Here is an 11,819-nt window from a genome sequence, read left to right on the forward strand (position 1 = left end):
TAATAAAAATAAGAGAGGTGCACGAAATAGTAATTCTATATCATGATAAAAAGACCGAAAAAATTTGTAAAGATATAAAAAAAGCTAAGCAAGAATTACCTGCAATTGTAGCAGAAAAACTTCATGCACTCATAAATTTGCTTGAAAGTGCAGAAAATCTTTGTGATATATCAGAAATACAGATATATCATTTACATCCGCTTCATGGAGATAAAGAAGGAATGCATGCGTTAGATGTGGCTGGATGAAGATCTGGTTATCGTCTGGTTATTATACCACTGGATGCGGATGGGAAAGAATGGAAAGAGAAAGATATAAATGTTATTTATAAAGCAACAGAAATAATTATTGCATGGGAGGTGTCAAATCATTATGAATAAAGTGGAATATCAGGCGCTGATCGCATTTCATCCTGGTTATTATGTGAAAGATTATATCGAAGAGCAAGGGATTACGCAGGAAGAAATGGCAAAACGTCTTCAAACCACACCAAAGTATGTGAGCGATTTGGTAAATGGAAGAACTCCATTATCCGACGAAATGGCATTAAGACTATCGATCGTATGTGGAACATCTGTGAAAATGTGGCTAAATCTGAATCAGAATTATATTGAAAAAAAACTGGAAATCGAAAGACAAAGAAAAATAGATGAAGAGTGTAATTTGATCCGACAGATAGAATATAAATTCTGGATGGAATTAGGGGTAGTGAAGTCTACGCGAAGTGCAGAAGAAAAGGTTCAGGAGCTTCAAAGATATTTAAAAGTTTCTTCACTTAAAGTTCTTGGTCAGAGAGACTTTCTTGTACAATATAAGACCAGTGTATCTGAGGTGACAGATGTTAATGTAATAAATGCAAATGCGTGGGTGCAGACTGCAATCAATATGGGAATGCAAATGGAAAGCGCTCCTTTTAACAAGAACAGACTTACAGAAGCGATTCCACAGATCAGAAAGATGACAGTACAGGAGCCAAAGGTTTTTTGTCCACAGTTAAAGGAGCTTCTGGCAGAGTGTGGGGTAGCACTCGTTCTGCTTCCAAATCTTAAAAATTGTGGGATAGATGGAGCTGTCAAGTGGCTGGGAAAAGATAAGGTCATTTTAGCCTTGAACGACAGAAGAAAATATGCGGATGTTTTCTGGTTTGCATTGTTTCACGAGTTAGGTCATGTTTTACAACAGAGGATCAAGGTGCTTCTGGTAAGTGAAAAAAACAGAAACGATCTTGAAGCAGGTGAGTTGATTCAACGACTGGAGAGGGAAGCAAATACCTTTTCGCAAAATATATTAATCCCTGAAATGGATTATAAAGAATTTATAGAACAGAATCCCAAAGGTTTTACAGAAGAAGTGATTCAATGTTTCGCTGAAAAAATCAATATCTTGCCAGGGATTGTGGTTGGAAGGCTGCAACAGGATCATTTGCTGTCATATCATACAGTGCTGAACAAGATGAAAATCAAATATATGATTGGGTAAAGTTGATCTTTTGATTTTGATGTGTTTATAATTCTTTTCTGACTTTTGTGTATGGATGTGTTAACATGTAGAAATATCACCAAATATAAAAGAAAACTTGTTTCTATGCAAATAGTGCATACATGGTTATATATATAAGACAGAAGTAATTCTGGATACAATGAAATTCTAAAATTTTTATGAGAAAGATAGAATGGGAGGTACTTGAGATGAAAAAACATATTGTATGCTTTGGGGATTCTAACACACACGGCTATTTTCCGGTAGAAGGAGGTCTGGGCAGATTTAATGAAAATGAACGCTGGACCTGCCTGCTTCAGAAGCACCTGGGGGAGGATTACCTGGTGATCGAGGAAGGATTAAGCGGCAGGACCACCAGCTTTGAGGATCCTTTGGAAGAGGGGCTTTGCGGACTGACACATATGTATACCTGTCTGATGACTCATGAACCGGTCAGTCTTCTGATCATTATGCTGGGGACGAATGATGCTAAGGAACGGTTCGGGTCAAATGCGGCATGCATTGCACTTGGCATGAAACGTCTGATCCAGAAAGCCCAGTCTGTAAAGGACTGCTGGGCAGATGGAAAGCCTAATATCCTGCTTATCACGCCTCAGAATATGGACGCACGTTATATTGACAGTCCATTTACCGCCTCCATGGGCAGAGGATGTGCCGAAAAGACTCAGGCGTTGGCTGCAGAATACAAAGCTGTGGCAGAACTAACCGGCTGTGAATACCTGGATGCCAATCAGATCGCCACAGATGGACCGAATACAATTGATTATATGCATCTTACTAAGAAAGATCATAGCTTAATGGCAGAGGCAATATCAAAGAAAATCCTGGAGATAGGGATTTGACTAAGAAAGATTATAGCTTAATGGCAGAAGCAATTTCAAAGAAAATCCCAGGGAGCTTAATGAAGATACATTGGCAGAGAAAAATGTATCTGCGAAAAGTCCAGGAAACTGAATGAAGATACATCATCCAGCAAAAAGGCATCTGCAAACTTAGATATCCGGATTATTAAGATACAATTGATTCTAAACAGTAGCGACTGTTACAGAAGCTTCACATGATAGTAATTATTTAGTTGACATTTTGCCTGTTCTGGCATATGATAATAACAGCTAAGGAAAGTTGTGAGATTCCATGTAGCAAAACGAAAGCCCCCAGAGCGGCCAACTCTGGGGGCTTTCTTGCTCGTTACGGTGAGCTAATCCGTTTAGGCTGTTGCTGTCTATTGCTCTCCGTCCAGCCATTTGCATATGTAGTAGCTAACTACGCCTGCTAAAACGGAAACAAGAAAAGTTGTGAGAAGTTCATCCATGGGCATTTCCCTCCTTTCTGCTGGAGGTACGACAGCTCTTATAGTATAGCATAAAATAGAGTAAATTGGAACAAATTTGAAATAATATAAACTTTATGTGGACGTATCTTTTCGACACGTGGTCGTTCGATACTCCTCTGGATAAAAATACCAAAATAATATGTAAAAAACACATAAATAACTTGCTTTTTCCACAAAAATACAGTATAATAAAAGCGTAAACGATAACGCTTTTTATATTTTGGGGTGAAAAAGGAGAAGGATCATGAAAACAGTAAAAGACAAACAGGTTTTGGTTGCAGCAGATTTTGCAGGATTTGAGTTAAAAGAGGCAGTTGTTGCCCACCTTAAGAAAAAAGGATGGACAGTTACCGACATCGGTGTTCGCTCTGCAGATGAAGAGAATCCGGAGATGTTCCACAGAATCGGATTAAAGGTTGGAGCAAAGATTGCTGAGGGAGAATTTGAGAGAGCTATGATCTTCTGCGGAACAGGTATGGGTATCCATATCGCAGCAAGCAAATGCCCGCATGTACACGCAGCAGTTGTAGAAAGTGTTCCTGCAGCACTTAGATGTATCACAGGTAATAACTGTAATGTTATTGCTATGGGTGGCCATTATGTTGCTCATCAGATGGGTATTGAGATTGCAGATGCATTCCTGGAGCACAATCTGGGTGATGGCTATGAAGACTGGCCGAATTTCTATGAGTTCCATAAACTTGCATATGATGAGCTGGAAGCTTTTGACTATGAAGAGTTCAAGAAAAACGGTTTTGAATTAAAGCATCTTGGAGAGGTTATCCTTCCGGATAGACCTGAGAAATAAGCAGGGAATTATTAAATGCCAGGAACAGGAATAGACGCTAAAAAACACTTATTTGATTTATAGAATACACGCTTAAAAGACATTTTTGGTTCATAGAATACACGTTAAAAAACACTTTTTTGGTTGACACTTTGCCGGTTCTGGCATATGATAATAACAGTTAAGAAAAGTTATGAGATTCCATGATAAACGAAAGCCCCCAGAGCTGCAGCTCTGAGGGCTTCTTGCAAATTAGGAGGGCATGCTATGAAGAATTATTCAGAAGATAACCGGCTGTATCATATTCAGGTAGCACCTGGGGAAGTGGGAAAATATGTGATCCTGCCAGGAGATCCGGGCAGATGTGAAAAGATCGCACAGTATTTTCAGGATCCTGTACGGATTGCTGACAACAGGGAATTTGTAACATATACAGGAACGCTGGAAGGAGAAAAAGTCAGTGTAACATCCACTGGGATCGGTGGTCCATCTACAGCCATTGCTGTGGAAGAACTGTACCGATGCGGGGCAGATACCTTTGTGCGGATTGGTACTTGCGGAGGTATGCAGCCGGAAATAAAAAGCGGTGATATTGTGATCGCTACAGGTTCTGTGCGTATGGAAGGGACAAGCAGGGAATATGCGCCTATTGAATATCCGGCCGTACCAGATCTGGGAGTGACCAATGCACTGGCAGAGGCTGCCGAGAAGGCCGGATATGTTTATCATACAGGCATTGTGCAAAGCAAAGATTCCTTTTACGGACAGCATGAGCCGGAAGTGAAGCCGGTAAGCTATCAGCTTCTGAACAAATGGGAAGCCTGGAAACGATTGGGGTGCCTTGCCTCGGAAATGGAATCAGCAGCACTTTTTATTGTAGGAAGCTGCCTGCGGGTAAGGACCGGAGCCTGCTTTCTGGTGATCGCTAACCAGGAAAGAGAACGGCTGGGTCTGGAGAATCCGGTTGTGCATGATACGGATATGGCTGTACGAACAGCTGTGGAGGGAATCCGTAACCTGATCCTGAAAGATAAGAATAGTAGATAATAACAATCGTAACGGTGAGGATACGGAACAGTTACAATGAAAATAAAATCATAGAAACGAAACAGGGGCCATGCAGCTGCATATAAAACAGCTGTATGGCCCCTGCTGCATAAACAGAATATTCAAGTCGAGCAGTCGCGAGACTTGGCGCGTAATTCTGGTCAGCGTAAGCTGACATATTCTTTACAGAATCATCCTGCGTATTGGGTTTCAGTGAACTGCTGATACTCTGCAGTTTCCGGATAAGAGGTTGCCGGAAGGATCCACCCGGTCATTCCCTTAGAAGAAATCTGAATATACATTTTGCCTTTGATCAGTGCACATTTATTGATGCGTACCCGGTCTCCTTTAAGAATATTGAATTTCAGGGAGGCATTTGCATAGGCGGTAGTATATACCGGGATATCACGGTTTGCAGTCAGATATCTGGATCTGCCGTTTAAGGTATAGATACTGGTGTATGAACCATATTTGCTGGCTGGCACAAGAGTACCTCTGGAATATTTGTAGACAAACCGAATAGAATTAAGACCCAGTGAGTAAGAATTAAGTTCCTGGGAAACATACAAACGATTGCCTGAAACTCCGGTAACATAGCCCATCTGATGATAGCCATAGGTCTCCAGGGTTTCCTGGAAATCAATGATCTCATTCAGCCTGCGTCCTTTGTACTGAAAGATCCCGCATACCGGTCCGTCTCCGTTCTCAAATGCTACATACAGATAAAGGAAAGGCTTTCCGTTACTTAATGTATAAAGCTGGGCACATACATCCTCTTTGTAGAAATTGCGGATTGAGTTTAATGTGTAAGCCTTTTTGCCATTTACATAAATGGAAAAATCTGAGATGCTTCCGTCGCTGTCGGTGGTAGGTGTTGTCTTGATCTGGATCTTGTCACGTTTGCCATTCCCTGTAATATCGTACCGTCGATAAATCCTGCCTGGCTGCAGTGATACTTTGGTCGGGTTGGACTTGGCCTGGACAGGGCTTGCAAACAGTACACAAAGACCAAGTGTGAATAATAATGCAGCCGTTGAAAAAATATGTTTTACCTTTTTCATAGTGAACCTCCGCTTCTGGTAAAAAATAGAATAAATATATAGTTTCGACTACATTATAGAATCACAGGAGTAGAAGCTGTAATCTGCAATTTACAGGATGGCACCAGGCACATATGAAAAAGATCTGATTCCACCCTTGTGTAAGCACAGGTGGGATCAGACCTTTTGACATTGTAATCATTATATTAATTAACGAAAATAAACTTATTATCCCCTTCCAGATAATATTCAATGTTTTCACGGACAACGATCTGCGGAGGCAGGAAATTAAGCTCCTGGGAAGGAAGCGTACCGAACAGAACGTATTCCACCAGATAAACGATGGAATAATAAATCTGGGCTGCAGGATTCTGATATACCACAAACGTGCAGGCATCCTTTTCCATCAGCTGCTTCATATCCTGGCTGGTGTCATAACCTACAGCAATTGGCCGGGACTCCTTTGGAAGCTGACTTAAGTATTTGCCGGCACCGATCACGCCCGGGGAGCTGACTGTATAAATCCCGGCAATATCCTGGTGTTTTGCCAGAGCTTTTTGTACCAGATCAATAGCAAGATCATCACGGTCTTTGTATTCACCGCCGGGGATCACCTGAATGTTAGGATAATCTCTGGCCGCTTCCAGGAAACCTTTGATCCGTTCTTCATGGGAAAGCACAGAATGAAAGCCTGGCATGGCCAGGATCTTTCCTTTGCCCTGAAGCATTTTGGCCATCAGATTAAAGGATACACGTCCGGCCATAAATGGATCCATTCCCACATGGAACAGGCGCTTGGTGCCGGGTATATCAGAGTTAAAGGTGACTACTGGTATCCCCATGTCTGATATCCGGTTGATGTAAGGGGCAAGCTCCTGCCCACTGGCATTCAATGAGAAACCATCAATATTGGAAAAGTCAATATCTTTGATCACTTCGATCTGCGATTGGGGATCCAGGGCATTGCACCTGTATGTAATGATCTCGATCTTGTAATGGGTAAAATGTTCAATGGCTTTTTTTAGTCCTGCAGTAAATTCATCTACAAAGTATGCCGGATATTTGGCGTAGATCACTGCAATGCGAAGGCATTTGCTGCGGCTTAAAGCACTGGCGATCTTGTTGGGCTGATAACCCATTTCATCAGCGATTTTTATTATTTTTTCTTTAGTAGAAGGGCTGATGCGTCCACGGTTATTCAGGGCACGATCCACAGTGCCTACAGATGTGCCGGCACGCTCTGCTATTTGTTTTAGTGTAATCTGTGACATACGATTGGTCCTTTGTTATGTTTAACAATTGGCATCAGTGCTCTCCATACTGGAGAAATTCCAGCTCAAAGCCATTAGGGTCTTTGGTAAGGCCGCCTGTAAAATCAAGATTTTTAACGTAAGAAACAGGTACATGGAATACAAAGCCGGCATCAGTAAGCTTTTTCTCCAGAGCACGGATGTCTTCTACCTCAAAGGCAAGATGACGGGCACATCCCTTATTGGTAGCTTCTACATCTAATTGGGGAACGTCATAATAATACTGGATCAGTTCCAGCTTGCCACCTGACGGAAGGGCAAAATAACGAAGGAAATGATCCCCCATATCTACAGAAGGAAGAGCCTGAAGCCCAAGGATCTCTCCGTAAAAATGAAGCGTTGCTTCTACGTCTTTAATATTGATGGTAACATGGTCCATTGCTTTAATCATTTCTGAATCCTCCTCATAATAAAAAGTCATAGTAGCGCTTGAATTTCCGATGTCTTTTAGAAGACTATTTTTTGAAATTATACCATACATGTAAGGTATATCCAAGTATTTCCTGAGAAATCCGGATTCAAGAATGCCTCGGCATTCTTGCTGCGAGGTGCGCGTCATGCAATTGCATGACATACTTCTACTGCGCACCTCTGCAATCCTGCCGGAGGCTATATCAGCTGGGGGATTGACTCCCACCACTGATACTAGCTTGTTTCTCACCACCTATAGAGGTGGGAGTCATCTCCCAGTTGATATAAATCCTACAAGTATGTAATGTGCTGCATGACATTGTCACTGCAATATAACTGTCACTGCAACAAAATAACTGTCATCTCAAAAAAAGTTACTTTTCAAAAAGAATGTGGAAAATACACAAATCAAAACAGTAATTTTGCAAATACGTCAAATTGTAAAAAATAAAAATATTTGCTGTTTTGAATAAAATAATCATACCACATGACCAAAATAATTACAATATCCAAAAAATCCAATTGACATCATGTATAATATGTGGTATATTCAAAATGCGTAAACGAAAACGCATAACAAAACAAACAAAAACCATGAAAATAGCCGTTTGAAATGGTCAAAAACCAACTTTGTGTAAAAAGGTCATAAAATACAAAATAAAATGTGGTAAAACCACAAAAAGATATTGCTTTTTCCAAATAAGCGTGTTATAGTGAGGACAACCCACAAATAAGACAACAACAAAAGGAAAAAGAGAGGTAGATTTATGATCTGTACGTTGACCATTAATCCGGCAGTAGACAAATTGCTTTTTATACCGGAATTACATAGAGATAACACCAACAGGATCCAGCGCATAGAGGAAGTGCTTGGTGGTAAGGGAACTCACGTGTCTGTGAATTTAAGTATCTTAGGATGCAGTAACCGAGCATACGGTATCGGATATGGACAGACAGGAAAAAGGATTGAGCAAATACTTTCCGACGGCGGTGTAGATGTAGCGTTTTTACACTTTGATGAGGGTGAATCCCGTACCAATTACGCACTGATCGAAGACAATCATATTTGTACTTTGATCACTGAGAAAGGGAAGACGGTTCCTGAAAAGATATGCAGACAGCTGATCGATCATATGATGGATACCATGGATGATGATGATGTACTGGTGTTATCGGGAGATGCTTCCAATACAGAGATTCCTTTCATCTACAATGAAGTAGTAGATGAACTGATAAGAAGAGGCAAGCATATTCGGGTATTTCTTGATACAAGCTCGGAGAATCTGATCCGGGGACTTGAGAGAAAACCATTTCTTGTAAAGCCAAACGAGGATGAGCTTTCACAGATCATGGGCAAGCCTGTATCTACCGACGAAGAAGTACTGGAAGGTATTCAGCTGATTTCGGAAAAAGGAATTTCCTGTGTGGCAGTTTCAAGAGGCAGTAAGGGCTCCATTGTGAAATATCAGGGAGAGATCTACAAGGTGCATCCTTTGAAGGTTGATGTGATCAACACCATCGGATGCGGGGATGCATATTTAAGCGGCCTTGTATATGGCTTTGAAAAAGGAATGGAATTTCCGGAGATCTTAAAGCTGGCAACAGCGATCTCAGCTGCAACTGCAGAGTCAGACCTGACAGTGGGATATGATCTGAACCGTGCCATGGAATTAAAAGACCAGGTACAGCTTGAAAAAATGGAATAAAGAGAACGGGGGGCAACGGCCGGGGATAAGGGCGTAGCAAAAGTTCTTTTTATAAATAACAATGCGACAACGCAACAAGAAAAGGAGAAGGTGGATTTATGAAGAAAAGAGTATTTAGTGCATTAATGGCAGCAGCATTAACAGCAAGCATGGTATTTGGAACTGTTGCAGCATCTGCTGAGGAGAAGAGCAACGAGGATATCACAATTGGTATTTCCATGTGCGCAATCGAGTCCCAGATGTGGGCAGAGTATCAGTCAACAATGCATGCAACCTGCGATGAGATGGGTGTTAAATACACAGAAGTTATTGCTGAGAATGATACACAGAAACAGAATCAGCAGATCGAGAATCTGATCTCCGGTGGAGCAGACGCTATCGTAATCGCTCCTGCAGATGGCGAGGCAGTTGTGGCTGCTATTAAGAAGTGTAATGAAGCAGGCGTTCCGGTTGTTATGGCAAACAGAGCTGCTGGTGAAGGCGCAGAGGTTGTTGGTACAGTTACATCTGACAATGAGGCAATGGTTCAGAGAGAGCTTGAGTACATCTTGGAAAAAGCAAAAAAAGACGGAACAAAATATAAAGTGATCAAACTGGTAGGAAGTCTTACAGATGCAAATGCAATCGCTCGTGATAATGGTTTCAATGCAGTTGCAGATGAGAACCCGGACGTATTTGATGTTGTTTCTGAAGTTGCTACAGAGTGGAAAGGTGAGCTTGCTCTTGCCGGTATCTTAAGTGCATTTGAGGAAAACCCGGATATTAACATGATTTTCAGCCCGTCAGACGCACTGCTTCCATCTATCATTTCCGGACTGCAGCAGCTTGACAAATATAAAAAGGTCGGCGAAGAAGGCCATGTAACTCTGGTTACATTTGACGGTGCTAAAGATGCTGTTGATGCGATCAAAGAAGGTTATGTAGATGTTGTTTCCGTACAGGATGCTACAAACCAGGCTAAACTTTGCATCGAGGCAGCAGTAGCAGCAGTTAAGGGCGAAGAAGTTGATTCCATGACAGACCCAGGATTTGAAGTAACAGCTGATAACGTAGACGAGCTTGGATTCGAGGGATATTGATTCTTTTATTAAGAGGATATGCCTTGCCTGATGGCAGAGAGGCATAAGTGACGAATTTGGGCAGATATAATATCTGCCCAATATTCATCTTAGATCAAGGTGAAGATGGATAACATTCGCTTACGGCTTCCCGGCCGTGGCTGAAAAGAAACGGTCTGATCTACGGCCGAAAAGCCGTGGGCGGATGTACGAGGATAAGGTTTAAAAACCTGAGAAAACGGATAGAGAGGTTGGAATATGAAACAGTTAAAAAAGGTTTTTAGTTCAGTGGATGCGATCATCTGGTTCATTTTGGCCTTCCTGATCGTGGCAATGATTGCAGTTCCCAATTTTGCCACCATGAACAATTTCAAGAATATTCTCAGCCAGTCATGTGTTTTGCTTACTGTAGCATGCGGCGTACACTTTGCAGTGCTTAATGGAGGCGTGGACTTCTCCAGTACTTCTATCATCGCACTGAGCAGTGTGGTCGGTGCCTCCATCATGAGCGAGACAAGCGGATATCTGGCTGGCAAATGGTATGCGATCCCTGTAGCACTTCTTGCAATGCTGGCTCTTGGAGCTGTATTTGGAATCGTCAATGGTATAGCAGTTACCGTATTTAAGATGCCTTCTTTTATTGCAACCATGGCTACACAGCTGATCGGTACAGGTATTGCGGTTATCTATTCAAGCGGAAAGACAATAGGCGGTCTCCCGGATTCCTTTGCTGATTTTGGCGGCGGTACACTTTTCGGGATTATTCCTAACGTATTTATCCTTGCATTGGCAGTAATGCTGATCAGTCATATTATCTGCAGCCGTACCCTTTATGGACGCAGATTATACTCTGTAGGAACTAATCCGAAGGCAGCCCTGATCTCCGGTATCCCGGTAAAGAAAACCATTTTCTGGATCTTTATCCTTAGCGGTCTTTGCTCCGCAGTAGCCGGAATCATTATGATGGGCCAGATGCAGTCTGGTGCATCCAGTTATGGAGCCACACTTTTCAATGACATTATGGGAAGTATCATCGTAGGTGGTACAAGCCCGGCAGGTGGTTCAGGAAAGATTCCGAACACAGTACTTGGTGCCGTATTGATTATTCTGATCAATATTGCTCTGAATCTTTTAAATACACCTTATTTTATCATTACAATGATCAAAGGTCTGATCATTCTGTTTGCGGCAGCAATCGAAGTATTCAGAAAGAGAAAAGAGAGAGCATAAATTACAGGATCCCACAATCCAAAATCTGAAAGAGAAAAGAGAGTATGGATTACAGGATCCGGTAATGCAAGATCAGAGAGAGGAAGTGAAGAAGTTGACTGAAAAACGGGATATTATTTTACAGATGGAACATGTTACCAAGTCTTTTGCTTCGGTTCAGGTTCTGAAGGATATTACGATCGCATTGAAAAAAGGTGAGATCCTGGGTCTGGTAGGTGAAAATGGTGCCGGAAAATCAACTCTTATGAATGTGCTTGGAGGTATTCATCAAAGAGACGGTGGAAAGATCTATCTGGAAGGAAAAGAATTTGAGCCTACAAATCCAAAGGTGTCAAAGGCAGCAGGTATTGCATTTGTGCATCAGGAGTTGAACCTTTTTACCAACCTGACCGTATAT

The 11,819-nt window shown here is 41.8% G+C and carries 12 protein-coding genes; 9 read left to right on the plus strand and 3 right to left on the minus strand.

All coding sequences use genetic code 11. From position 1 onward, the window contains the following. The first annotated feature begins 17 nt into the window (after positions 1–17). The 5 genes from AB5916_RS05230 to udp all read left to right on the plus strand — a co-directional run bounded on the left by AB5916_RS05230 (position 18) and on the right by udp (position 4,667). Positions 18–248: a hypothetical protein gene (locus AB5916_RS05230; protein WP_368189596.1), complete on the plus strand. Its 231-nt coding sequence runs from the start codon at positions 18–20 to the stop codon at positions 246–248. Between the two features lie 124 nt (positions 249–372). Then, positions 373–1,479 carry a HigA family addiction module antitoxin gene (locus AB5916_RS05235; protein ID WP_158421924.1) on the plus strand — a complete coding sequence of 369 codons (1,107 nt, stop codon included), beginning with the start codon at positions 373–375 and terminating at the stop codon, positions 1,477–1,479. A gap of 209 nt (positions 1,480–1,688) precedes the next feature. Further along, entirely contained in the window at positions 1,689–2,342 is a 654-nt protein-coding gene (locus AB5916_RS05240; RefSeq protein WP_158421925.1) for a GDSL-type esterase/lipase family protein, read from the plus strand. A 735-nt stretch (positions 2,343–3,077) separates the two neighbouring features. Then, the gene (locus tag AB5916_RS05245; protein WP_158422452.1) at positions 3,078–3,641 is read left to right on the plus strand and encodes an RpiB/LacA/LacB family sugar-phosphate isomerase; all 564 of its coding nucleotides are present in this window, start codon (positions 3,078–3,080) and stop codon (positions 3,639–3,641) included. A 246-nt stretch (positions 3,642–3,887) separates the two neighbouring features. Next, on the plus strand, positions 3,888–4,667 hold the full coding sequence (gene udp, locus AB5916_RS05250; RefSeq protein ID WP_368189597.1) for a uridine phosphorylase: 780 nt from the start codon (positions 3,888–3,890) through the stop codon (positions 4,665–4,667). A gap of 191 nt (positions 4,668–4,858) precedes the next feature. On the opposite strand, the gene AB5916_RS05255 is transcribed toward udp, so the two are convergent. The 3 genes from AB5916_RS05255 to AB5916_RS05265 all read right to left on the minus strand — a co-directional run bounded on the left by AB5916_RS05255 (position 4,859) and on the right by AB5916_RS05265 (position 7,408). Continuing rightward, the gene (locus tag AB5916_RS05255) at positions 4,859–5,728 is read right to left on the minus strand and encodes a hypothetical protein (RefSeq protein WP_368189599.1); all 870 of its coding nucleotides are present in this window, start codon (positions 5,726–5,728) and stop codon (positions 4,859–4,861) included. A 185-nt stretch (positions 5,729–5,913) separates the two neighbouring features. After that, positions 5,914–6,978 (minus strand): LacI family DNA-binding transcriptional regulator, encoded by a 1,065-nt coding sequence (locus AB5916_RS05260; protein ID WP_173727159.1) that lies wholly within the window; start codon positions 6,976–6,978, stop codon positions 5,914–5,916. A gap of 34 nt (positions 6,979–7,012) precedes the next feature. Continuing rightward, a complete protein-coding gene (locus AB5916_RS05265; RefSeq protein WP_173727158.1) occupies positions 7,013–7,408 on the minus strand; it encodes a VOC family protein in 396 nt (131 codons plus the stop codon). Positions 7,409–8,195: 787 nt separating this feature from the next. Between AB5916_RS05265 and AB5916_RS05270 the strand changes: the two genes are divergently transcribed. From AB5916_RS05270 to AB5916_RS05285, 4 genes are all read left to right on the plus strand, one after another. Then, complete coding sequence (locus AB5916_RS05270; protein WP_368189601.1) at positions 8,196–9,134, plus strand: 1-phosphofructokinase family hexose kinase; 939 nt, start codon at positions 8,196–8,198, stop codon at positions 9,132–9,134. Between the two features lie 98 nt (positions 9,135–9,232). Further along, positions 9,233–10,213 (plus strand): sugar ABC transporter substrate-binding protein, encoded by a 981-nt coding sequence (locus tag AB5916_RS05275; RefSeq protein WP_158422458.1) that lies wholly within the window; start codon positions 9,233–9,235, stop codon positions 10,211–10,213. A gap of 237 nt (positions 10,214–10,450) precedes the next feature. Then, positions 10,451–11,422 (plus strand): ABC transporter permease, encoded by a 972-nt coding sequence (locus AB5916_RS05280; RefSeq protein ID WP_368189603.1) that lies wholly within the window; start codon positions 10,451–10,453, stop codon positions 11,420–11,422. 64 nt (positions 11,423–11,486) lie between these two features. Then, the coding region (locus AB5916_RS05285; protein WP_368189604.1) for an ATP-binding cassette domain-containing protein at positions 11,487–11,819 on the plus strand (333 nt) is incomplete at its 3' end.

Origin of the sequence: Blautia sp. 1033sp1_1033st1_G9_1033SCRN_220408, from assembly GCF_040929965.1 — a bacterium.
GTDB lineage: Bacteria > Bacillota > Clostridia > Lachnospirales > Lachnospiraceae > Blautia_A > Blautia_A ammoniilytica.